Here is a 23,001-nt window from a genome sequence, read left to right as displayed (position 1 = left end):
TCATCCATCCACCGCAAGGCGCCCACACAAGTCACCTGCGCACACTGTCAAAGATCAATCACTTGCGACCGATTCCTCGAATCGCCCCGAGACGTTTCGTCCCGGGTGAGCCGCCCATTCTACATTCCTTTGCCGGTTCGTCAACACCCTTTTGCGAAGAATCTTGCTTGGGGGTGTTGCCGGCCAAGGGGAGTTGGGCGACGGGCCGCGAATAGTAGGGAGAGCGCACGAACTTGGCAAGCGAGCGCGGCTGGTCTGCCGGGTGCCCCGCGCCAGAATCGGCCTGCAGACTAGCCTGCGACGAGCTTCACTCGCGCGAAGTTGCGCTTGCCCACTTGCAGGACGCCTTCGAATCCGGCACTTAACACGCGCTGCGCGTCCTCGACCACGGCGGCATCGATGCGCACCGCGCGCTCTTTCAGCTTGCGGTTCGCCTCGGAGTTGCTGGCGGTAAGCCCTGCGGCCGTCAGCAGGGCCGGCAGGCGCAGGCCCTCGGCAGGCACGGCGATCTCGGTGAGCGGCAATAGCGACGTGTCGCCTTCGCCGCGCACCACCGCGTGCCAGCCCGCTAGCGCCTGCTCGGCTGCCGCGACGCCATGGAAGCGCGTAGCGAGCTCGCGCGCGAGCCGCAACTTGGCATCGCGCGGGTTGAGCGCACCGCTCTCCACTTCGCGCTTCATGTGCGCCAGCTCGTCCAGCGACACCTCGAAGCTGAGCAGCTCGAACCAGCGCCACATCAGCGCGTCGTCGATCTTCATCGTCTTGGTGACGATGTCGATCGCCGGTTCGTCGATGCCGATGTAGTTGCCCAGCGACTTGGACATCTTGTGGACGCCATCCAGGCCCTCGAGCAGAGGCATCGTCAGCACGATCTGTGGCGGTTGCCCGTGGTGCTCCTGCAGGGCACGCCCCATCAGCAGGTTGAATTTCTGGTCGGTGCCGCCGAGTTCGACGTCGGCCTTGAGCGCCACCGAGTCGTAGCCCTGCACCAGCGGATACAGGAACTCGTGGATCGCGATCGGCTGCTGCCCGGTAAACCGCTTGGCGAAGTCGTCGCGCTCGAGCATGCGTGCCACGGTGTGCTGCGCGGCCAGCTTGATCATGTCTGCTGCGGACATCTTGCCGAACCACTCGGAGTTGAAGCGCACTTCGGTGCGCTCACGGTCGAGCACCTTGTAGACCTGCGCGGCGTAGGTCTCGGCATTCTTCAGCACGTCCTCGCGACTGAGCGGCTTGCGGGTGACGTTCTTGCCGGTCGGGTCACCGATCATTCCGGTGAAGTCGCCGATCAGAAAGACCACCTGGTGCCCGAGGTCCTGGAACTGGCGCATCTTGTTGAGCAGCACCGTGTGGCCCAGGTGCAGGTCCGGAGCCGTGGGATCGAAGCCGGCCTTGATGCGCAGCGGGCGCCCGCTCTTCAGGCGCTCGATGAGTTCTTCCTGCTTGATGACTTCGTCAGCGCCGCGGGCGATGGTCGCCAACGCCTGCTCGAGCTCGCTCATGGGTGTCCTCTATGCCGATCGGTCGACAGCCACAAGGGGCCGCCGTTCACAAAATGGCGTTAATTGTGCGTTAATAAGAAAACTAGCGCAAATCCTTGATAGGAAAGGCGTTGACGCCCTTTATACGAGGCCGCTAAGGTACCCCGCCTGAGTACTTTGTAACGCGGGGCGAAGAGCATGGGTGAGGGCGACCGGATCGCGCGGGCGGCGCGCAAGCAGGCTATCCGCCGCAAGGCGCAGCGCCGCCACATGCACTTCTACGAACGTTGCGCGCACTGGTCGTTCAGCCGCCTGGGCGAGTCCGAGCCGCTGCGCTGGCACCGCGAGCGCTGGATCCTGGCCGCGACCGCGCTGCTGCTGACTGCCCTATCCGGTTTCTTCCTGCCTGCCTGGGCCAGCGCGATGAGGCCCGATCCCCAACCTGCGGCCCATACCCTGTTGCCGCTCACGCTGCCAAAGGCCGCGCCGATCGCCGCGCCGACCCGCGCGATGGAAGACTGGCACGTGGTGCAGGTGCAGCCGGGCCAGACCTTGTCGGACATCTTCCAGGCCCAGGGCCTGACGCTTGCCGACCTGCAACGCGTGATGGATGCGGCAGGTGCCGCAAAGGGGGCGTTCCACGACATCCGCCCACACCAGGAATTCGACTTCCTGCTCAGCAGCGACGGCAGTCTCAAGGGCATCCGCTTCGACAAGGATGAGGCGAACCGCGCAGTGGTCCGCTTCGATGGCGACCAGGCCACGCTCGATATCCAGCCCCGCGCGATGGAGACCCGCGAGCACGTCGCCCACGGCACCATCACCAGTTCCCTGTATGCCGCCGCGGCCAGGGCCGGCATGAGCCAGGGCATGGTCGGCAAGCTGGCGGACCTGTTCAAGTACGACATCGACTTCGTGCAGGACCTGCGCGACGGCGACAGCTTCACGGTCATCTACGACGACGTGTACCGCGACGGCAGCTATTTCGCCGAAGGCGACATCGTCGCCGCGGAGTTCGTCAACCAGGGCCACCGCTACACCGCCTACCGCTTCAAGAAGGCCGACGGCCGCTACGGCTGGTTCAGCGAGGACGGCCGGCCGATCCAGAAGTCGTTCCTGCGCATCCCGGTGGACTTCACCCGCATCTCCTCGCGCTTCAGCGCCGGCCGCATGCACCCGATCCTCGGCCGCATGCGCGCGCACAAGGGCGTGGATTATGCGGCGCCCAGCGGCACTCCGATCCACGCCGCGGGCGACGGCGTGATCAAGTTCAAGGGCTGGATGCGCGGCTACGGCAACTTCGTGATCGTGCAGCACAGCAAGAACATCAGCACTGCCTACGGCCACATGTCGCGCTTTGCCAAGGAACGCGTCGGCCAGCACGTCAGCCAGGGCCAGGTGATCGGTTACGTGGGCATGACCGGGCTGGCCACCGGCCCGCACCTGCACTACGAATTCCGTGTCAACGGCGTGCAGCGCGATCCGCAGACGGTGACCCTGCCCAAGCCGCAGCCTTTGCCTGCAGCGCAGCTGGCCCGCTTCGAATCGCAGGTCGTGCGCCCGCAGCTGGCCCGACTGAAGGCGATGGATGCCAACGTCAAGCTCGCCCAGCTGCACTCGGCCACGCGCAACGACGACTGACGATCGGCCTTGACTCCCACCGATGATGCATCCGCCCTATACCTGGGGCTGATCTCGGGTACCAGCGCCGACGCTGTCGACGTGGCGCTGGTGTCCTTCGAGCAGGGCCTGCCGCAGTTGCGCGCCGCGTTCACCCACCCCTGGCCCGAAGCCCTGCGCGAACGCGTGCTGGCACTGGCGCAGGACCTGACCGCCTTCAACCTGGACAGCTTCGGTCGGCTGGATGTCGCCATCGGGCGCCACTTCGCCGAAGCCGCGCGAACGCTGCTGGAAGCCAGCGGCACGGCTCCATCCGCCGTGCGCGCCCTCGGCTCGCACGGCCAGACGGTGCGGCACCGCCCCAACGGGGAGGTGCCCTTTACCTTGCAACTGGGCGATCCGACCGTCATTGCCGAAACCTGCGGCATCGACGTGGTGGCCGACTTTCGCCGCGCGGACGTCGCGGCCGGCGGCCAGGGTGCGCCGCTGTTGCCGGCGGTGCACGCCATGCTGCTCGGCCAATCAGGCGCCACCCGCGTGGTGCTCAACCTCGGCGGGATCGCCAACATCACGGTGCTGGGCCCGGACGGCCAGGTGCTCGGCTTCGACACCGGTCCCGCCAACGGCCTGCTGGATGCCTGGTGCCTGGAGCAGCGCGGCGAACCGTTCGATCGCGACGGCGCATTCGCCGCCGCCGGCAAGGTCGACGCACCGCTGCTCGAGGCGCTGCTGGCCGACCCCTACTTCTCGCTGCCGCCACCGAAGAGCACCGGCCGCGAACACTTCCACCTGGCCTGGCTGCTGCGCCAGTCGCGCGTGGCGCTACTGTCGCCGGCCGACGTGCAGGCCACGCTGCTGGAACTGACCGCGCATACCGTGGCCGACGCGATCGAGGCTCACGCGCCCGCCGCAACGGACGTACTGGTATGCGGCGGAGGCGTGCACAACTCCCGGCTGATGTCGCGCCTGGCCGAATGGCTGGCCCCGCGCCGCGTGGCGAGCACCGCCACGCATGGCATCGATCCGGACTACCTGGAAGCCATGGCGTTCGCCTGGCTGGCGCGCCAGCGGTTGCTCGGATTGCCGGGTAACCTGCCGGCCGTCACCGGCGCGCGCGGGCGGCGCGTGCTGGGCGCGCTGTACCCGGCTCCGCGGGAATGATCGCGGTCTAGCTCAACTTCGCGACGCGGGCAGGCGCCAGCTGCGTCGGACGGGCCAGCGACAACGCCTGCAGTGCTTCCTGGAAGACCGCTTTTTCGGTCAGGTCCCAATGGCCTCCCAGCACCAGGCTGCCCGGATCGAGCAGGGTTTCGCTGGAGATCTGGCCGGCGGCGCTCAGGCCCAGGCCATGCCGCAAGGCATGCAGCACGACGTCGTTGATGGACCAATGGCGGTCTTTCGCGAGCGTCTTGATCCGCTCGGCCATCAAGCTGTCGATGTGGCGTATGACGAGGTCCGGCACGTGCGTCGCTCCGTGTCACGCATGCCCAGCTGGCAAGGCATGGTGGCACAGAAGAGCAGGGTTTGCAGTAGGCCTCCTGGCAGGGCCTGGAGGCCCCTCCTCCGCACCCGGAAGCGGGCGCCCCCGGCTAGGCTTCTTCGGCCTGCTCCGCGGCGCGGAACCGGCGCCACAGCAGGGCGTACAGCAGCATCGCCGGGATCAGCGCCAGCACGGTGAGCACGAAATAGCCGCCATAGCCCGCGGCCGTGGCGATGCCGCCGGCGAAGAACCCCAGCAGCTTGCCGGGCAGGTTCACCAGCGAACTGAGCAGTGCGTACTGGGTGGCGGTGTGCTGGCGGTTGACCAGCATCGACAGGAACGCCACCGTCGGCGGGCCGAGCATGCCGAGGGTAAGGTTCTCGGCCGAGATCACCAGCGTCAGCGCGACCAGATTGCCCGGATGGCTGATCAGCACCAGGTAGAACAGGTTGCTGCAGCCGCAAAGCACGATCGTCGCGCCCAGCGAACGCCACGCGCCCCAGCGCGCCACGGCGGCGCCGCCGAGGAACACGCCGACGATGCCGATCCAGATGCCGTAGATCTTGGTGATCGCGCCGATCTCCGTCTTGGAGAACTGCATGTCCCGGTAGAAGGGGCTCATGATGCCGCCGATGGTCGCCTGCTCGGGGATCTTGAAAAGCAGGATGAACAGCAGGATCACGCCCGCCGCCTGCCAGCCGTAACGGCGGAAGAAATCGGCGAACGGGTCGACCACGCTTTCGCGCATCGCGACGCCCCAGCTGGCCGGGCGCGTGCGCAGCACGTCCGGCTCGCGTGCGAGCAGCGTGGTGGCGATCGGGATCGCCATTGCGGCGGCCATCACCAGATAGACCAGCCGCCAGGGCACGTGGTCAGCCATGATCAGCGCCACCGCGCCGGCCAGCAGCAAGCCGATGCGGTAGCCCAGCGCGTAGGTCGCCACCAGCGCGCCCTGCACGTGGGAAGGGGCGATCTCGATGCGGTAGGCGTCCACCGCGATGTCCTGGGTCGCGCCGAAGAACGCGACCAGCACGGTGGCGGCGACGAACGGCCACAACCGGTCGGGTGTCAGCAGCGCCATGGCCAGCAGGCCGGCGGTCACGCAGAGCTGCGCGAAGAGCAGCCAGCCGCGGCGCTGGCCCAGCCGCGCGAAGCCGGGGATGCGCCAGTGGTCGAGCAGCGGCGCCCAGACGAACTTGAACGCATAGGTCAGGCCTGCGCTGGCGATCATGGTGATCTCTTCGAGCCTGATACCGTTTTCCTTGAGCCAGTACGCCAGCGTGCCGGCGACCAGCAGGAACGGCAGGCCGGAGGAAAAACCCAGCAGCGCCATGGTGCCGGCCGCCGGCTGCGCGAAGGCGCGCCAGATCGACGGCTTGCGGGGCGGCACGGCAGCCGGCTCAGTCGGCATAGTCGACCGTGTACGGCGCATGGTCGGAGAAGCGCTGCTCGCGGTAGACCGAGCAGGCGCGCATGCGCTCGCGCAGGCCCGGCGTGCAGATCTGGTAGTCGATGCGCCATCCGACGTTGTTCTCGCGCGCCCGCCCGCGGTTGGACCACCAGGTGTACTCGACCGCCTCGGGCTTGATCGCGCGGAAGCTGTCGACCCAGCCGCGGGTGTGGAAGAGCAGGTCCAGCCAGGCGCGCTCCTGCGGCAGGCAGCCGGAGTTCTTCTGGTTCGAGCTCCAGTTCTTGATGTCGTTCTTCGTGTGGACGATGTTCCAGTCGCCGCAGATCACATAGTCGCGGCCGCTGTTGAGCCAGCCATCGAAGATCGGCGTGAGGAAATCCATCGCCTTGAACTTGAACTGCTGGCGTTCCTCGCCGGAGGAGCCCGAAGGCACGTACAGCGAGACCACCGACAGGTTGCCGAAGCGCGCCTCGATGTAGCGGCCTTCGCAGTCGAACGGCTCCCAGCCGAGTTCGGTAAGTACCGCGTCCGGCTCCCGCCGCGCGTAGATCGCCACGCCGCTGTAGCCCTTCTTGCAGGTCGCGTCGCGGTAAAAGCAGTGATGGCCGTCCGGGCGGAACATCGCGTCGGTGAGCTGGTCCTCCTGCGCCTTGGTTTCCTGCAGGCAGACCACGTCCGCCTGCTGCGCGCGAAGCCAGTCGAACACGCCCTTGCTGGCGGCCGAGCGGATGCCGTTGGCGTTGAGCGTGATGATTCTCATGCGGGGCGGACTCTCGGGCTTGGGGAACCCATGGATAATAGCCGTCGCTTCCCGAATCTCCATGCCGGCCACCATGCAGCCCTACCAACGCGACTTCATCGAACTGGCGCTCGCGCGCGACGTGCTCCGCTTCGGCGACTTCACCCTCAAGTCCGGCCGCCAGAGCCCGTATTTCTTCAACCTGGGCCGGATCGATTCCGGCGCCGCGCTGGCGCGGCTGGGCGAGGCCTACGCCGCCGCGCTGGTGCGCGCGCAATTGCCGGTGGACATGCTGTTCGGCCCGGCCTACAAGGGCATCGCCCTGGCCGCCGCGACCGCCATCGCGCTGGCGACCCGGCATGACCGCGACCTGCCGTGGGCCTACAACCGCAAGGAAGCGAAGGATCACGGCGAGGGCGGCCTGCTGGTCGGCGCGCCGCTGGCCGGTCGCGTGCTGATCGTCGACGACGTGATGACCGCCGGCACCGCCGTGCGCGAGTCGCTGGCGCTGATCCGCGCGCACGGCGCCACCCCGGCCGGCGTGCTGATCGCGCTGGACCGGCAGGAGCGTGGCCAGGGCGAGCTCTCCGCCGCGCAGGAAGTGGCGCGCGACCACGGCATCCCGGTGATCGCCATCACCGGCCTGGACGAGGTCCTGGCCTATGCCGGCGAGCGCCCGGAACTGGCGTCCGAACACGCGCACCTGCTCGATTACCGCAGTCGCTACGGCGTGTCCGCATAGCCCAAGTGGCGACCGGCGTCACAGGCGCGCCGGCGCCCTTCATCCACGCTTTAGGCGGTTGCCGCACGATGGCTATACTGCCCGCCAGGAGGGGGTATCCATGCGCAAGCTCGTTTACGCCGTTGCCATCGCCCTGGCGACGACGGTCGTGACCGCCCACGCCCAGAAGGCCGGCGGCATCCGTTACCACTGGCGCGACGGCAAGGGCCTGTCGCACTACAGCGACAGCCTCACCGCCGAAGCCATGAAGTACGGCTACGACCTGGTCAACGACCAGGGTTACGTGGTGCGCCACGTCGAACGCCAGCTGAGCCCGGAGGAACGCGCGGCGGCCGACAAGCTGGCCGCCGAGCAGGCCGCCCAGCGCCGCGCGGAGGAAGCGCGCCGGCGCGCCGATATGCAGATGCTCAACGCCTACGGCGACGAGGCCTCTCTCAAGCAGGCCCAGCAGGAAGAGCTGAACAGCATCGACCAGCAGATCAACACCACCCGCCTGAACCTGCACAGCCAGGAAAAGACCCTGGCCGACCTGCTCGGCCGCGCCGCCGACCTGGAGCGGGCCAAGGAGAAGGTGCCCAAGTACCTGGCCGACAGCATCGCCGACCAGCGCAATGTGGTGTCCAGCCAGCGCGGCACGCTGGAGCGGCTGCAGGAACGGCGCGACACGGCCGAGAAAGAAGCCGCGCGGCAGCTGGAACACTACCGCGCGCTGAAGCAGGCGCAGGACGCGCAGCGGCAATAGGTTTCACGCAGGAGCGCGGACGCGCTCCCGCGAGGGCGGTCGGCGGCGGACGTTACCGCCCGCGGCCCGCATCAGAACGGCAGCTTCAGCCCCGGCTCGATCAGGAACAACTGCTCGCGGAACGCCTGCTGGATGCGCTTGAGTGCCGTCGGGTTGTCCGCGTCGAAGCGCAGCACCAGCACCGGCGTGGTGTTGGAGGCGCGCACCAGGCCCCAGCCGTCCGGCCAGTCGGCGCGTACGCCGTCGATGGTGGTCAGCGTGGCGTCGCCGAAGGTCGCCTTGTCCTTGAACTTCTCGATGAAGCGATAGTGCTCGCCCTCGTTGAGCGGGATCTTCAACTCGGGCGTGGAAACACCCTTCGGGCAGGTGGCGAAGATCTGCTCCGGCGTGCGCCCGTCGATGTCGCCGGCGAGGATTTCCAGCAGCCGCGCGCCGGCGTAGATGCCGTCGTCGAAGCCGTACCAGCGTTCCTTGAAGAAGAAATGGCCGCTCATCTCGCCGGCCAGTTCGGCCTGCGTCTCGCGCATCTTGGCCTTGATCAGCGAGTGGCCAGTGCGCCACATCAACGGACTGCCGCCCGCCTCCAGCACCTGGCCCTTCAGGTGGCCCGTGCACTTGACGTCGTAGATGATCGTGGCGCCCGGCTGGCGCGAGAGCACGTCGCGCGCGAACAGCATCAGCAGGCGATCGGGGAAGATGATCTCGCCCTCCTTCGTCACCACGCCCAGGCGGTCGCCATCGCCGTCGAAAGCCACGCCCAGGTCCGCGCCGGTCTGGCGCACCGCGTGGATGAGGTCTTCCAGGTTGTGCGGGTCGGACGGATCCGGATGGTGGTTCGGGAAGGTCCCGTCCACCTCGCAATACAGCGGCACCACGTCGCAGCCGATGCCCTCGATCACCTGCGGCGCCAGCGCGCCCGGGATGCCGTTGCCGCAGTCGACCACCACCTTGAGGCGCCGCTCCGCCTGCACGTCGGAAATGATCCGCTCGATGTAATCGGGCACCACGTCGACGTGGCGCAGGCCGCCCTGGCCGCCTGCCTCCAGCGCGCCGCTGGCGATCCGCTGGTAGAGGTCCTGGATTGCGCCCTCGGACAGGGTCTCGCCGCCGACCACGATCTTGAAACCGTTGTAGTCCGGCGGATTGTGGCTGCCAGTCACCGCCACGCCGCTGCCGGTGTTGAAGCGATAGGCGGCGAAGTAGACCACCGGGGTGGGCACCGCACCGACGTCGATCACGTCGATGCCCGCCTCGCGCAGGCCATCGGACAACGCGCCGGCGAGCTCGGGTCCGGACAGGCGGCCATCACGGCCGACCACGATCTCGGACAGACCCTTCTCGCGCATGAGCGTGCCGATCGACTGGCCGAGCAGGCGCGCCACCCGCGCCGTCAGCGTCTTGCCGACCACCCCGCGCACGTCGTACGCACGGAAGATGCTCGGGTCGACGGCGTCGGCCGGACTTTCCGCGGGCGGCATCGCGGCAGAACGTACCGAGGGCGGCGCGGGCTCGTGCTTGGCGGGAACTACATCGGACACCATCATCTCCTCGGGTTGGTTTTCCTGGCGCGGGGCCGACCGGCCGCGCAGCCACAACAGGTACAGGCCGCCGCCGATGCCCAGCAGCGCCAGCAAGGCGGCCAGCGGCCAGGCACGCGGCAACAGGATGAAGGCAGCCGGCAACGCCGCGCGCACGCTGAACGCGCTGCCCGGCACCGGTTTGGCCTCGTCCTCCGCCTCGGCCGACGAAGCGCCGCGCGACAGCAGGCTGAGCTCGCCGCGATCGTCACCCTGGCGCAGGTCGATGCGACCGCCACCGGGCGCAATGGACTCGAAACGGCGTTGCAGTGGCGTGAACGGCAACTCCAGCCAGATCCAGGCCTGCGGCCGCTGCACCGGACCCAGCGGCTGCACGAGGCTGAGCCGGCGCTGGCCGTTCTCCGCCACCGTCTGCATGGGCAGGCTGTCGTCGGCCTGGGCGGCCATCAGTTGCGCCGCCTTGGCGTAGCCGAACTCGCGGTAGTTGGCGTGCAGCACCTCGTCCAGGCTACCGCTGTACACCTCCACGTCCAGCGCCTGCGGCAACCGTGCGCGCAGCGCCTGGGCCAGTTGCGCGCGGTCGCCCTGCAGGATGGCCGGGTCGAGCGTGGCGACCGCCTGCGCGACCTGTTTGCGCTCGCCCGCGATCTCCGACGCCAGCACGCGCACGGCCTCGTCGCGCGCGGCATGCACGCGCGCCACTTCGTCGCTTTCGCTGGCGATCAGCCAGGTCTGCCAGGCGCAGAAAAGGCCCATCAGCAGCAGCACGGTGCCGCCGGCCAACGGCAGCAGGCGCTGCCATGCCGCGCCGTCGCCATGCCCCCTTGCGATGTGTCTTGCCATCTCGCCCCCGCCGATCACAACGTCAGTTGATGCCAGGCTTCACTTGATGCCGGTCGAGCCGAACCCGCCCGCGCCACGCGCGGAAGGGGCGAACTCCTCCACCACCCGCAGCCGCGCCTGCGCCACCGGGACCAGCAGCAGCTGGGCGATGCGGTCGCCCACGCCGATGGTGTACGCGGCGGCCCCGCGGTTCCAGCAGGAAATCATCAGCGGCCCCTGGTAATCGGCGTCAATCACTCCGACCAGATTGCCCATCACCAGCCCGTGTTTGTGGCCCAGTCCCGAGCGCGGCACGATCAGCGCGCACCAGTTCGGGTCGCCGATGTGGATGGCGATGCCGCTGGGCACCAGCGCACTCTCGCCCGGCGCCAGGGTGAGCGGCGCCTCGATCGCCGCGCGCAGGTCCATGCCGGCGCTGCCGAGCGTGGCCGGCTCGGGCAGCGGAATCGCTTCACCCAGACGCGGGTCGAGGATCTTCAGTTCGACATCGATCATGCGCGCACCGCCCGGTAGCGCGCGGCAACAGATTCGACCAGCCGCGCGGCCAGCTCGCGCTTGGAGGCCCGCGGCAGCTCCTCGCCACCACCTGCCCAGTAGAGGCTCAATGCGTTGTCGTCGGCCTCGAAGCCCAGGCCCGCGCCAACCCGGTTGGCGGCGATCATGTCCAGGCCCTTGCGGGCGAGTTTGTCCTGGGCGTACGCCGCCACGTCGTGCGTTTCGGCGGCGAAGCCGACCAGGAACGGATGCGGGTGCACGGCGGCCAGATCCTTGAGGATGTCCGGGTTCTCGGCCAGGTCGAGCACCAGCGGGGCGCCGTCGTGCTTCTTGAGCTTGCGCTCGGACACCTGGGCGGGGCGATAGTCGCCCACCGCGGCGGCGCCGATGTAGATGTCGGCCGAACTGGCGGCGACCAGCACCGCCTCGCGCATCTGCGCGGCGCTGCGCACGTCCACGCGGTACGCCACGCCGGCAGGGGTCGGCAGGCTGACCGGGCCGGCGACCAGCGTCACCTGCGCGCCGGCGGTGGCCGCCGCCTCGGCGACGGCAAAACCCATACGGCCGGAACTGCGGTTGCCGATGAAACGCACCGGGTCGATGTCTTCATAGGTGGGCCCGGCGCTCACCACCACGCGCAGGCCGGCCAGCGTGCCGCTGCCGAAGGACGCGGCCAGCGCGTCGCGCAGTTCGGTCGCTTCGAGCATGCGTCCCGAACCGATGTCGCCACAGGCCTGCTCGCCTGCGGCCGGGCCGAGCACGTTCACCCCGCGCGAGCGGAGCACGGTCAGGTTGGACTGCACTGCCGGATGCGCCCACATTTGCTGGTTCATCGCCGGAGCCAGGTACAGCGGCGCGGCGCTGGCCAGGCACAGCGTGCTGAGCAGGTCGTCGGCGTGGCCATGCGCGAGGCGGGCCAGGAGATCGGCGCTGGCCGGGGCGATCAGCACCCGCTCGGCCCAACGCGCCAGCTCGATGTGCCCCATCGCCGCTTCCGCGTTCTCGTCCCACAGCGAGACCCGCACCGGCTGGCCGGAGAGTGCCTGGAACGTGGTCGTGCCGACGAAATGCGTCGCCGCCTCGGTCATCACCACACGCACCTCGGCACCCTGCTCGCGCAACCGGCGCACCAGTTCGCAGGACTTGTAGGCGGCGATACCCGCCGAGACGCCGAGCAGGATGCGACGTTGGGCAAGACTCATGTAGGACGGGCCTGACAATCGGGCGGAGCGCTAGCTTACCGGATTCATCAAGGGCTACTGCTGCCCCCGGTCGCACTCCGACGGGCACGATCGACCGGATGAGTATCCGTCACTGGCCCAGCGGCGAACGTCCGCGCGAAAAGCTGCTGCAGCACGGCAGCGCGACCCTTTCCGACGCTGAACTGCTGGCCGTGCTGCTGGGCAGCGGCGTGCCCGGCAAGGACGCCATCACCCTCGGTCGCGAGCTGCTCACCGAAGCCGGCGGCCTGGGCGCCCTGCTCGGGCGTGCCGACGGCCCGGTGCCCACGCCGGGACTGGGGCCGGCCAAGCGCGCGCGCATCATCGCCGCGCTGGAGCTGGCCCGCCGCAGCCTCGCCGAACAGCTGCAAGCCCTGCCCAGCCTCGGCAGCCCGCGCGACAGCGGCGAATACCTGTCCGCCCGGCTGCGCCACCTGCCCTACGAGGTCTTCGGCTGTCTCTATCTGGACAACCGTCATCGCGTGCTGGCGTTCGAGGAACTGTTCCGTGGCACCGTCGATGGCGCCAGCGTCCATCCGCGCGAGGTGGTGCGCGCCTGCCTCAAGCACAACGCCTGCGCCGTGATCTTTGCGCACAACCATCCGAGCGGGGTGGCCGAGCCCAGCGCCGCCGACCGGGCGATCACCCGCGAGCTGCGCGAGGCGCTGCAGCTGGTCGGCGTGCGCGTGCTCGACCATCTGGTGATCGGCCACGGCACGCCCGTGTCGATGGCCGAGCGCGGCCTGCTCTGAAGCTGTTCAACCGCCCACGAAAAAGGCGGCACGCCGGGGAAGGGCGCGCCGCCCAGGGGAGCGTACCTGCCGGGGGAGAAGGCGGGTACGAAGCCAGCTTGGCATCGACCCGTGACAGGGATATGACAGCCAGGGCCTTGACAGTCGCGAAATCATGCGAAACCAGTTATGCACAGCGCGCCCGGATCGGGGTTGCCAACCACAAGCTGCAAGCGCGCCTAAAAGAGCTGTCGCAAACCCTTGTTCCAAAAGGCTTGTGTTCTTTGCAAGCCATTTACACGGCACGGTCAAGCCCGGACACGTCCGCACGCCATCGCTTTCCCCACAGACTTATCCACAGACTTGTCCCGCCCTGGATCCCGCTGGCCGGCAGGGATGCCACCGCTTGCCGGCACCCTTCGCCCGTCGCCAGGCCCCTGAAAGGCCGGTCGCGGGCCGCTCTGCTAGGATTGGCGGTTCCCATCGCCTGACGATTCCACGCCGTGAAACAAGCACTGCGCGACCTGCTGCTGCAGGCCATCCGGACCCTGCAGGACCAAGCCGTCCTGCCCGCCGACCTCGAGCTCCCGCCCTTCGTGGTGGAGCGCGCGCGCAGCCGCGAGCACGGTGATTTCGCCACCAACGCGGCGATGCTGCTGGCGAAACCGGCGCGCGCGAAGCCGCGCGAGCTGGCCGAGAAGCTGGTCGCCGCCCTGCCCGCCAGTGCGCTGGTGGAGAAGACCGAGATCGCCGGTCCCGGCTTCATCAACTTCTTCCTGAGCGCGGGCGCCTACCACGCCGAAGTGCGGCGCATCTTCGCCGAGGGCGAGGGCTACGGCCGCAATGCCTCCGGCGCGGGCACCACCGCCGGCGTGGAGTTCGTCTCGGCCAACCCGACCGGCCCGCTGCACGTGGGCCACGGCCGCGCCGCGGCGATCGGCGATTGCCTGGCCCGCCTGCTCGAAGCCACCGGCTGGAACGTCAAGCGCGAGTTCTACTACAACGACGCCGGCGTGCAGATCCAGAACCTGGCGGTCTCCGTGCAGGCGCGTGCGCGTGGGCTCGCTCCGGGCGACGCGGGCTGGCCGGAGGACGGCTACCGCGGCGACTACATCGCCGACGTGGCGCGCGCCTACCTCGCCGGGGAATCGGTGGTCGCCGACGGCGACACCGTCACCGGCGCGAAGGATCCCGAGGACCTCGACGCCATCCGCCAGTTCGCCGTGGCCGCCCTGCGGCGCGAGCAGGACCTGGACCTCAAGGCCTTCGGGGTCGGCTTCGACAACTATTTCCTGGAGTCCTCGCTCTACACCGACGGCAAGGTGGACGAGACCGTGCGCGAGCTCATCGCGCACGGCCACACCTACGAAGAAGGCGGCGCGCTGTGGCTGCGCACCACCGACTACGGTGACGACAAGGACCGCGTGATGCGCAAGTCCGACGGCACCTACACCTATTTCGTGCCGGACGTGGCCTACCACCGCTCCAAGTGGCAGCGCGGCTACACCCGCGCGATCACCGAGCTGGGCTCGGACCACCACGGTTCGCTCGCCCGCGTGAAGGCCGGCCTGCAGGCGCTCGACTGCGGCATTCCCCGGGGCTGGCCCGAATACGTGCTGCACCAGATGGTCACCGTGATGCGCGGCGGCGAGGAGGTGAAGATCTCCAAGCGCGCCGGCAGCTACGTGACCCTGCGCGACCTGATCGACGAGGCCGGCCGCGACGCCACGCGCTACTTCCTGATCTCGCGCAAGGCCGACTCGCAGTTGGTGTTCGACATCGACCTGGCCCGCTCGCAGTCCAACGACAACCCGGTCTACTACATCCAGTACGCCCATGCGCGGGTGTGTTCGGTGCTGCGCCAGGCCGCCGAGAAGGGCTTTGCCGTCGACCTCGAGCAGGGCCTGGCAGAGCTGGCACGGCTGGACAACGAGCACGAGCAGATTCTGCTCACCGAGCTGTCGAAATACCCCGAGATCGTCGACGCCGCCGCCGCCAACCTCGAGCCGCACCTGCTCGCCGGATGGCTGCGCGAACTGGCCAACGCCTTCCACACCTACTACAACTCGCACCAGTTCCTGGTCGAGGACGCCAGCTTGCGCAACGCGCGCCTGGCGCTGGTGGTGGCCACGCGGCAAGTATTGAAGAACGGGCTGGGCCTGCTGGGCCTTTCCGCCCCGGAGAGCATGTAATGGCAGCACGCAAGGGCAAGGGCCGGCAGGCCGTACGCAACCGCAAGGGCGGCTTCCCCGCCTGGGGCTGGGCAGTCATCGGCATCGCGGTCGGCGTGATCGCGATGGTGGCGCTCACGCGCCACTCCATGTTGCCGATGGCACCTTCCGGCCCGCAGCCCAATCCGCAGGCCACCGCGCAGGGCGACGGCGACAAGGGCCTGGCGCCGGCCGAGAGCGCGGCGAAGAAGCCGCAGTACGACTTCTACTCGGTGCTTTCGGAGAAGGAAGTCCGCATCCCCGACGACCAGATCAGCGCACAGGCGCGCGCCGAGCAGCAGCAGAAACAGCAGGCCGCCCAGCAGGCGCAGGCCGCGGCCGCGGCACAACAGCAACAGGCTGCCAATCCGAATGCGCCGGCGGCGGTGAGCGAGAACATCCAGGCCGCGCCCGCCACGGCGGTGCCGCAACCGGCGGCCGGCAGCGGTTACCTGCTGCAGGTCGGCGCTTTCCCCAATGCAGCCGACGCCGAGGCGCTCAAGGCCAAGCTGGCGCTGCAGGGTTTCGTCGCCAACGTGCAGACCGTGCAGGTGGGCAACCAGACTTTCCACCGTGTGCGGCTGGGGCCGTATCGCTCGGCCACCGAGCTGGAGTCGGTGCAGAACCGCCTGGCCGGTGCCGGCTACAAGGCGATCGCGCTGAAGGAAGGCCGCTAAAGATGAGCGGCAAGGTTGCCTGGATCACTGGCGCCACGTCCGGTTTCGGCGCCGCGACCGTCGATCGCTTCGTTGCCGGCGGCTGGCGCGTGGTCGCCAGCGGCCGCCGTATCGAACGCCTGCAGCAGCTCGTCGATCGCCACGGCGCCGACCACGTGCATCCGCTGGCCTTCGACATCCGCGACGAGGCCGCGATGCGCGCGGCGCACGCGGGCCTGCCCGCGGATTTCGCCGGTGTCGACCTGCTGGTCAACAATGCCGGCCTGGCGCTGGGCACGGTGCCGGCGCAGCAGGCGGAGCTGGCGCAGTGGAAACAGATGATCGACACCAACGTCACCGCGCTGGTAACGCTGACCCGGCTGCTGCTGCCCACGCTGATCGAGCGACGCGGCGCGATCGTCAACATCAGCTCCACCGCCAGCACCTACCCCTACCCGGGCGGCAACGTGTACGGCGGCACCAAGGCCTTCGTCTCGCAGTTCTCGCTGGGCCTGCGCGCGGACCTGCACGGCACCGGCGTGCGCGTGACCTCGGTGGAACCGGGCATGGCCGAGACCGAGTTCACCCTGGTACGCACCGGCGGTGACCAGGCCGCCTCGGACAAGCTTTACGCGGGCGCCCAGCCGATCACCGCGGGCGATATCGCCGACACGCTGTGGTGGATCGCCAACCTGCCGGCGCACCTCAACGTCAACCGCATCGAGCTGATGCCGACCAGCCAGTCGTTCGGCGGCTTCCAGGTGCACCGCGAGTGACCGTAGGGTGGGCTTATGCCCACCCGCACCCTTGCGGAAGAGCCGGTGGGCTGAAGCCCACCCTACGAATCATCGCCAGCAGCGATCGTCGCACGCCCTGTAGGAGCCTGTGCGCGACCGGCAACGCCGTGCATCGCGGTGATGCCCGCATTTCGTCGCGCACAGGTGCGCTCCTACAGGAATCCAAGGGCGAAGCTGTTACTGCATATGCCAGCCATGACTGACCACGAGGCTCTGGCCGGTCAGCGCGGCACTGGGGAAGGTGGCCAGGAACAGTGCAGCCTGCGCCACGTCATCCAGCGTGGTGAACACGCCATCGACGGTGTGCTTGAGCATCACGTTGCGGATGACGTCCTCTTCGCTGATGTCCAGCTCCCTGGCCTGCTCCGGAATCTGCTTCTCCACCAGCGGCGTGCGCACGAAGCCCGGGCAGATCACGTGTGAGCGCACGTTGTGCGGTGCGCCCTCCTTCGCCAGCGTGCGGGCCAGGCCGAGCAGGCCGTGCTTGGCGGTGACGTAGGGCGCCTTGAGCACCGAGGCCTCGTGCGAATGCACCGAGCCCATGTAGATCACGATGCCGCCGCGGTCGTCCCTGTACATGTGCCTGAGCGCCGCACGGGTGGTGAGGAAAGCGCCGTCGAGGTGGATCGCCAGCATCTTCTTCCAGTCGGCAAAGAGGAAGCTCTCGATCGGGTTGACGATCTGCACGCCGGCGTTGGAGATGAGGATGTCCAGATGGCCAAACGACTGCACTGCCGCATCGGTCCCGGCGTCCACTGCGTGCTCGTCGGTGACGTCCATGGCCACACCCATCGCGCGGCCGCCGGAGGCATTGATCTGCGCCGCGGTGGCCTCGGCCGCCTGCAGGTTGATGTCCGCGATCGCCACGCTCGCGCCTTCACGCGCGTAGCGCTCGGCGATGGCCTTGCCGATACCGCTGGCGGCGCCGGTGATGAGGGCGACCTTGCCGTCGAGACTGGCCATGAGGTGTGCTCCGAAGGGGAGTCCTGGATTGTAGGCCGCGCGGCGACTGGCGCCATCGGACTTTCGTGCAAGGGCCGGCTCTGTGTAGGAGCGCACCTGTGCGCGACCGGGAGTCTCGCGGTCGCGCGCAGGGGGCGCTCCTACATGGGGCTCAGTCGGCGAGGTAGGTGTAGGCGGTCAGACCGGCGTCGAGATCGCGGTAGAGCGCCTCGGCGCGCTCGCCCTCGATGCCGGCCGCCGAGATGCGCTCACGGTAACTGCGCCGCAGCGCCGCCAGGTCGTAGCCGACGTAGTCGAGCATCACGTCGGTCGTGTCGCCACGGCGCACGTGGTCAAACACGTAGCCTTCGCCGCTGGCGCGCACGTTCACCGCGTCGGTGTCGCCGAACAGATTGTGGATGTCGCCCAGCGTCTCCTGGTAGGCGCCGACCATGAACAGGCCCAGGCAGTACTCCTCGCCCGCGCGGGGACGATGCAGCGGCAGGCTGACGTCCACGCCCTCGGCATCGACGTAGTGGTCGATGCGCCCGTCCGAATCGCAGGTCAGGTCCACGATCACGCCGCGGCGCGTCGGCGCCTCGTCCAGGCGCGTGACCGGCACGATCGGGAAGATCTGGTCGATCGCCCAGATATCGGGCACCGACTCGAACACCGAGAAGTTCAGGAAGTACTTGTCGACCAGCTTCTCGTCCAGCTCGTCCAGCAACGTGCGGTGCGCGCGGTCGGCGGGCGAAAGCCGTCCGCGCACGGCGTTGGCGATCACGTAGAACAGCTCGTCCAGCCGCGCGCGATCGGCCAGGCCGAGCTGGCCCAGCGCGTACAGCGACTGGCCCTCGGCCAGGTGGTGCTGCGCTTCGTGGTAGAGCTCCAGCGGCGGGCGCTCGTCCAGCGCGGCATGCACCTCGCGCAGGTGGCGCAGCACGGTCGGTTCGCCGTCGCTGGGTGGCGGCAGAGCGCCGGTGGGCACCTCCTCCACCTCGGTCACGTCCGACACCAGCACCGCGTGGTGCGCGGTCATCGCGCGGCCGGCCTCGGTGAGGATGTGTGGCGCGGGGAGGCCTTCGGCGGCCACGGCGTCGGCCAGCGACTGCACAATGGTCAGCGCGTACTGCTCCATCGAGTAGTTGATCGAATTGTGGCTGCGCGAGCGCGAGCCTTCGTAGTCCACGCCCAGGCCGCCGCCGACGTCGACGATGTCCAGCGGCACGCCCATGCGCGAGAGCTCGACGAAATAGCGCGTCGCCTCGCGCATGCCGTTGGCGATGTCGCGCACGTTGGAGATCTGCGAACCCATGTGGAAGTGCTGCAGGCGCAGCGTGTGCTTCAGGCCCGCCTTGTCGAGCGCGTCCACCAGCTCGAGCACCTGCACCGGCGACAGCCCGAACTTGCCCTTGTCGCCGCCGGTGTTCTGCCACTTGCCGGCGCCGATCGAGGCCAGCCGCACGCGTACGCCGAGCAGCGGTTCGACGTCCAGCGCCTTCGCCTCGGCGATCACGTGATCGAGCTCGGAAAGCTTCTCGATCACGATGAACACGCGCAGGCCCAGCTTGCGCCCGATCAGCGCCAGGCGGATGTACTCGCGGTCCTTGTAGCCGTTGCAGATCACGATCGAGTTGGGCCGTGCCAGTGCCAGCACCGCCATCAGCTCGGGCTTGGAGCCGGCCTCCAGGCCGAAACCCTGGCTACCGGCAGCGACCAGCTCCTGCACCACGCCGCGCTGCTGGTTGACCTTGATCGGGAAGATCGCGGTGTAGCCGCCGGCGTAGCCGGTCTCCCCGATCGCGCGGGCGAACGCGCCCTGCATGCGCCTGAGGCGGTCGGCGAGGATGTCGGGAAAGCGCACCAGCAGCGGCAGGCGCAGGCCCTGCGCCCTGGCCTGTTCGACGATCTGCGGCAGCGAGAGCGCGGGGCCGTTCGCGCCGCGCGGGCGCATCACGATGCCGCCGGCGGCATCGATGTCGACGTAGCCGTCGCTCCAGTAGGGCACGGCATACAGTTGGCGGGCGTCGTCGACGGACCAGGACGTGGACATGGCAAGGGTCTCCTTCGAGGCAAACGGGATCCATGCACGTCGCAGCGGCGAGCCTTGACGCATTGCTCGTTCGAGCGGAAGGCCTGCCGGCCGGAAGCCTCGCACGCCGCGGGGCCGGTCAGGCTTCGTGGGCGGCTGGTGGCTGGCCCGGGGGCGCATTGTAGCGGCGGTCGGCGGCAACAGGGGGTCAACGCGCACATTGCGTGCGCACGGATGCCGCTACAATGCCGCTCTTTTCACGCCCCCCCATGCAGGACAGCACCATGTCGCAACTCAGCTGGTTCACCGAGGCCCACCAGTCCTCCGGCTCTTCCATCGGCTTCCGGGTGGAAAAGCTGCTGCATGCGGAGAAGACCCCGTTCCAGACCATCGAGATCTACCAGACCACCGACTGGGGCAACCTGATGGTGATCGACGGCTGCGTGATGCTGACCAGCCGCGACAACTTCCTCTACCACGAGATGATGACCCACCCGGCGCTGTTCACCCATGCGCGGGCCAAGCGCGTGGTGATCATCGGCGGCGGCGACTGCGGCACGCTGCGTGAGGTGCTCAAGCACGAGGAAGTCGAGCACGCCGCGCAGGTGGAGATCGACGAACGCGTGACGCGCCTGGCCGAGCAGTACTTCCCGGAGCTGTGCGAGTCCAACGGCGACCCGCGTGCGGAGTTGCTGTTCATCGACGGCATCAAGTACATGGCCGAGGCCGAGCCGGACTCGCTGGACCTGATCATCGTCGACTCGACGGACCCGGTCGGCCCGGCGGAGGGCCTGTTCAACGCCGCGTTCTACGCCAGCTGCCACAAGGCGCTGCGCCACGGCGGCATCCTGGTGCAGCAGAGCGAATCGCCGCTGGCGCACCTGGACCTGATCAAGTCGATGCGCTCGGCGATGCGCACCTCCGGCTTCGGCGCGGTCAAGACGCTGACCTTCCCGCAGCCGTGCTACCCGACCGGCTGGTGGAGCTGCACGATGGCGCGCAAGGGCGCGGACCTGTCCGGCTTCCGCGAGCGCGGCGCGATCAGCAAGGGCTTCCCGACCCGCTACTACAACGCCGACACCCACCGCGCGGCGCTGGCGCAGCCGGAGTTCATGCGCGAGTCGCTGGGCGAGTAAGACCGCGATTCCTGCGGAGGGCCCGCTTGCGGGCCCTACAAGAAGCCACCGTGCGGCTCAAAACATCTTCTGCCGCACCTTCGGCAACAGCACCAGCACCAGCGTGGCGATCGGCCCGAGCACCAGCGACAGCAGGAACCACAGCAGGCCGCTGCGGTTCTTGCCCTGGGCCAGCCCGGCATTGATCAGCGCCAGCGTGCCCCAGCCGACGAACCACGGCGCGGCCTGGGCATCGGCCAAACTGGAAAACTGATTCACGGCATCTCTCCGGTCGTTGCGACGGTGCACGCAAGCGCGCGTCGGGGAAGCGACCATGCTAACCATCCCCACCCGCCCGTGCGCATCGCGTCGACCGGCGGATCAGGCTGGCTTAATCCTTGCCGGCTATGCTGCCGCTTCATTTCGCTCCAAGGAGAACGCGATGCCGGGACTGCGTCAACTCGCCCTTGCCCTGATCTGCACGATCGGCGCCGGCGTCGCAGCCTCGCCCGCGCTGGCGAAACAGCCCACGCCGTCGGCGCCCGAAGCGCGCACCAAGGCGCTGGTCGCCTTCCAGCGCGATCTGGTCAGCGTGCTGGCGCCGCGTGCGGACGCCCTGCCCCTGCTCGGCGCCGCGCTGTTGGCGCGCCCGCTGTCCGACCAGCCGAAGTGGAACGACTTCCACAGCCTGATCGAGCGCGCGGTGGCCGCCCCGGGGAACGGTCCGGCCGAGCGCTGGGTGCAGCTGGCCGACTGCGACGCCAAGGCCGATGCCTGTCCCAACGCCGACGCCCTTGCCGCGCTGGTCGCGCAGGCGCCAGACAATGCCGCCGTGTGGCTGCTCAAGCTGGGCCAGGACTTGCGCAACGACAAGCGCGACGACGCCCGCGCCGACCTCGCCCATGCCGCCCAGGCCAGGCTTTATGACGACTACACCGGCACCAGCCTGCAGGCGCTGGCCAACGGCGTGAGCGTGCTGCCGCCCCCCGACGCCACGCTCGTACCGGACGCCGGCGCGGGCGCCGCCGGGGTGCAGGCGATGATCGTGTTCGGCATCGCCGGCGCGCAGCCGCAGCCGGGCCTGCAGGGCGCCGCGGAACTGTGCCAGACGGCCGGCGAGGATCAGGCACTGACCGCCGATTGCCGCCAGCTCGGCAAGACCCTGGAATGGGCTTCCAGCCCGCTGGCGCGCTCGCTCGGCCTGCACCTGCGCGAAGTGCTCGCCAACGATGCCGACGAGCGCGGCCAGGCCGAGCGCGAACGCCGCGACCTGGTCTGGCAGGTGCAACAGTTCACCCGGCTCGCGGCGAAGGCGCAGGCCGACAAGGCCCAGGCACAGCACCTGCTGTCGCTGGCGCGCCACGGCGGCACCGAGATGAGCCTGATGCTGGCGGCGCTGCGCGATGCCGGGATATCCACCACGGCCCCGGCCGACTGGAAGCCCCGCAAGGCGGACGACGGCACGCACTAAAGCGGTTGTCCGCCCGCTGCGCCCCTCCTGCGCCCACCCTACTCGCGGTTCCCCGGCCCACCCGCTACGCTTGCCCCAACCTTTGTCGAGCAGGGGCGCGCGGATGCTGACGGTGCTGGTGGCATGCAGCAAAGGCGGTTGCGGCAAGAGCACGCTGGTCACCCAGCTGGCCTCGCACTGGGCACAGGAAGGCAGGCACACCGCGATCGTCGATACCGACCGCCAGGGTTCCAGTTACCGCTGGGCCTCGCTGCGGCCCGAAGGCATGCCGGGCGTGCTGGGGCTGGAAGGCCGCCGCGGCCTGCACAAGCTGCCGCCGGATACCGAGCGCGTACTGATCGACACGCCCGCCGGCAGCGGCCAGCGCGAGCTCGAACCGCTCCTGGAGGCAGCCAACGCGGTGGTGGTGCCGGTGCTGCCCTCCTCGTTCGACCTGCACGCCACGCTTGGCTTCCTCGGCCAGCTCGCCGCCGTGCCGCGGATCAAGCGCGGCAAACTGCCGGTGGCACTGGTCGGCAACCGCCTCAAACCCTGGACCCACGCCAGCCAGGACGCGCTGGCGCAACTGGCCGAATCCTCTCCTTTCCCGGTGGTCGCCGAACTGCGTGACAGCCAGGCCTACGTGCTGCTCACGTCGCTGGGCAAGGGTATCTTCGACTATCACTCCGAACAGGTGCGCAGCCAGCAGCAGGACTGGCTGCCGCTGCTGCGCTGGCTCAAGCGCCAGCATTGAGGA

General features: G+C 68.9%; 21 protein-coding genes. 11 read left to right on the top strand and 10 right to left on the bottom strand.

Annotation, left to right across the window (positions count from 1 at the left end; all coding sequences use genetic code 11):
- Positions 1-290: 290 nt before the first annotated feature.
- The gene (tyrS, locus tag ACFWZU_RS09035) at positions 291-1,502 is read right to left on the bottom strand and encodes a tyrosine--tRNA ligase (RefSeq protein WP_439701174.1); all 1,212 of its coding nucleotides are present in this window, start codon (positions 1,500-1,502) and stop codon (positions 291-293) included.
- Positions 1,503-1,679: 177 nt separating this feature from the next.
- Between tyrS and ACFWZU_RS09030 the strand changes: the two genes are divergently transcribed.
- Together ACFWZU_RS09030 and ACFWZU_RS09025 are read left to right on the top strand one after the other, a co-directional pair.
- Positions 1,680-3,122 (top strand): OapA family protein, encoded by a 1,443-nt coding sequence (locus ACFWZU_RS09030; protein WP_439701173.1) that lies wholly within the window; start codon positions 1,680-1,682, stop codon positions 3,120-3,122.
- A 9-nt stretch (positions 3,123-3,131) separates the two neighbouring features.
- Positions 3,132-4,262: an anhydro-N-acetylmuramic acid kinase gene (locus ACFWZU_RS09025; protein ID WP_439701172.1), complete on the top strand. Its 1,131-nt coding sequence runs from the start codon at positions 3,132-3,134 to the stop codon at positions 4,260-4,262.
- Between the two features lie 7 nt (positions 4,263-4,269).
- On the opposite strand, the gene ACFWZU_RS09020 is transcribed toward ACFWZU_RS09025, so the two are convergent.
- The 3 genes from ACFWZU_RS09020 to ACFWZU_RS09010 form a co-directional block, all read right to left on the bottom strand.
- Entirely contained in the window at positions 4,270-4,563 is a 294-nt protein-coding gene (locus ACFWZU_RS09020; RefSeq protein WP_439701171.1) for a hypothetical protein, read from the bottom strand.
- Positions 4,564-4,690: 127 nt separating this feature from the next.
- Complete coding sequence (locus ACFWZU_RS09015) at positions 4,691-5,971, bottom strand: AmpG family muropeptide MFS transporter (protein WP_439701170.1); 1,281 nt, start codon at positions 5,969-5,971, stop codon at positions 4,691-4,693.
- Between the two features lie 10 nt (positions 5,972-5,981).
- On the bottom strand, positions 5,982-6,752 hold the full coding sequence (locus ACFWZU_RS09010) for an exodeoxyribonuclease III (RefSeq protein ID WP_439701169.1): 771 nt from the start codon (positions 6,750-6,752) through the stop codon (positions 5,982-5,984).
- 73 nt (positions 6,753-6,825) lie between these two features.
- On the opposite strand from ACFWZU_RS09010, the gene pyrE reads away from it, so the two are divergent.
- Entirely contained in the window at positions 6,826-7,473 is a 648-nt protein-coding gene (pyrE, locus tag ACFWZU_RS09005) for an orotate phosphoribosyltransferase (RefSeq protein ID WP_439701183.1), read from the top strand.
- A gap of 100 nt (positions 7,474-7,573) precedes the next feature.
- The gene (locus ACFWZU_RS09000; RefSeq protein ID WP_439701168.1) at positions 7,574-8,215 is read left to right on the top strand and encodes a DUF4124 domain-containing protein; all 642 of its coding nucleotides are present in this window, start codon (positions 7,574-7,576) and stop codon (positions 8,213-8,215) included.
- A gap of 71 nt (positions 8,216-8,286) precedes the next feature.
- Here ACFWZU_RS09000 and ACFWZU_RS08995 read toward each other — a convergent pair whose 3' ends face one another.
- Genes ACFWZU_RS08995 through coaBC form a run of 3 tightly spaced genes read right to left on the bottom strand, consistent with a single transcriptional unit; the run spans position 8,287 to position 12,293 of the window.
- On the bottom strand, positions 8,287-10,596 hold the full coding sequence (locus ACFWZU_RS08995) for a phosphomannomutase/phosphoglucomutase (protein WP_439701167.1): 2,310 nt from the start codon (positions 10,594-10,596) through the stop codon (positions 8,287-8,289).
- Between the two features lie 39 nt (positions 10,597-10,635).
- The gene (dut, locus tag ACFWZU_RS08990; protein ID WP_439701166.1) at positions 10,636-11,091 is read right to left on the bottom strand and encodes a dUTP diphosphatase; all 456 of its coding nucleotides are present in this window, start codon (positions 11,089-11,091) and stop codon (positions 10,636-10,638) included.
- Positions 11,088-12,293: a bifunctional phosphopantothenoylcysteine decarboxylase/phosphopantothenate--cysteine ligase CoaBC gene (gene coaBC / locus ACFWZU_RS08985; protein ID WP_439701165.1), complete on the bottom strand. Its 1,206-nt coding sequence runs from the start codon at positions 12,291-12,293 to the stop codon at positions 11,088-11,090. Before coaBC ends, dut begins: the two co-directional genes overlap by 4 nt.
- Before the next feature lie 98 nt (positions 12,294-12,391).
- On the opposite strand from coaBC, the gene radC reads away from it, so the two are divergent.
- The 4 genes from radC (at position 12,392) to ACFWZU_RS08965 (ending at position 16,684) form a co-directional block, all read left to right on the top strand.
- Positions 12,392-13,063, top strand: coding sequence for a RadC family protein (gene radC / locus ACFWZU_RS08980; protein ID WP_439701164.1), 672 nt, complete (start codon positions 12,392-12,394; stop codon positions 13,061-13,063).
- Positions 13,064-13,545: 482 nt separating this feature from the next.
- Positions 13,546-15,234 (top strand): arginine--tRNA ligase, encoded by a 1,689-nt coding sequence (gene argS / locus ACFWZU_RS08975; protein WP_439701163.1) that lies wholly within the window; start codon positions 13,546-13,548, stop codon positions 15,232-15,234.
- Positions 15,234-15,929: an SPOR domain-containing protein gene (locus ACFWZU_RS08970; protein WP_439701162.1), complete on the top strand. Its 696-nt coding sequence runs from the start codon at positions 15,234-15,236 to the stop codon at positions 15,927-15,929. The genes argS and ACFWZU_RS08970 overlap by 1 nt, the downstream gene beginning before the upstream one ends.
- Before the next feature lie 2 nt (positions 15,930-15,931).
- A complete protein-coding gene (locus ACFWZU_RS08965) occupies positions 15,932-16,684 on the top strand; it encodes an SDR family NAD(P)-dependent oxidoreductase (RefSeq protein WP_439701161.1) in 753 nt (250 codons plus the stop codon).
- A gap of 198 nt (positions 16,685-16,882) precedes the next feature.
- Here the strand turns inward: ACFWZU_RS08965 and ACFWZU_RS08960 are convergent, their stop codons facing one another.
- Both ACFWZU_RS08960 and speA read right to left on the bottom strand, forming a co-directional pair.
- Positions 16,883-17,668: a 3-hydroxybutyrate dehydrogenase gene (locus tag ACFWZU_RS08960; protein WP_439701160.1), complete on the bottom strand. Its 786-nt coding sequence runs from the start codon at positions 17,666-17,668 to the stop codon at positions 16,883-16,885.
- A gap of 151 nt (positions 17,669-17,819) precedes the next feature.
- On the bottom strand, positions 17,820-19,700 hold the full coding sequence (gene speA / locus ACFWZU_RS08955; RefSeq protein WP_439701159.1) for a biosynthetic arginine decarboxylase: 1,881 nt from the start codon (positions 19,698-19,700) through the stop codon (positions 17,820-17,822).
- A 263-nt stretch (positions 19,701-19,963) separates the two neighbouring features.
- Here speA and speE point away from each other — a divergent pair, with 263 nt between their 5' ends.
- Positions 19,964-20,815 (top strand): polyamine aminopropyltransferase, encoded by an 852-nt coding sequence (gene speE / locus ACFWZU_RS08950; protein WP_439701158.1) that lies wholly within the window; start codon positions 19,964-19,966, stop codon positions 20,813-20,815.
- Between the two features lie 57 nt (positions 20,816-20,872).
- Here the strand turns inward: speE and ACFWZU_RS08945 are convergent, their stop codons facing one another.
- Entirely contained in the window at positions 20,873-21,073 is a 201-nt protein-coding gene (locus ACFWZU_RS08945; RefSeq protein ID WP_342451973.1) for an antitermination protein NusB, read from the bottom strand.
- 163 nt (positions 21,074-21,236) lie between these two features.
- Here ACFWZU_RS08945 and ACFWZU_RS08940 point away from each other — a divergent pair, with 163 nt between their 5' ends.
- Complete coding sequence (locus ACFWZU_RS08940) at positions 21,237-22,265, top strand: hypothetical protein (protein WP_439701157.1); 1,029 nt, start codon at positions 21,237-21,239, stop codon at positions 22,263-22,265.
- Positions 22,266-22,368: 103 nt separating this feature from the next.
- A complete protein-coding gene (locus tag ACFWZU_RS08935) occupies positions 22,369-22,998 on the top strand; it encodes a nucleotide-binding protein (RefSeq protein WP_439701156.1) in 630 nt (209 codons plus the stop codon).
- Positions 22,999-23,001: the final 3 nt, after the last annotated feature.

Origin of the sequence: Frateuria sp. GZRR33 (assembly GCF_051900425.1) — a bacterium.
Lineage (GTDB): Bacteria > Pseudomonadota > Gammaproteobacteria > Xanthomonadales > Rhodanobacteraceae > Frateuria_A.
This window is presented reverse-complemented; position numbering and strand designations above follow the sequence as displayed.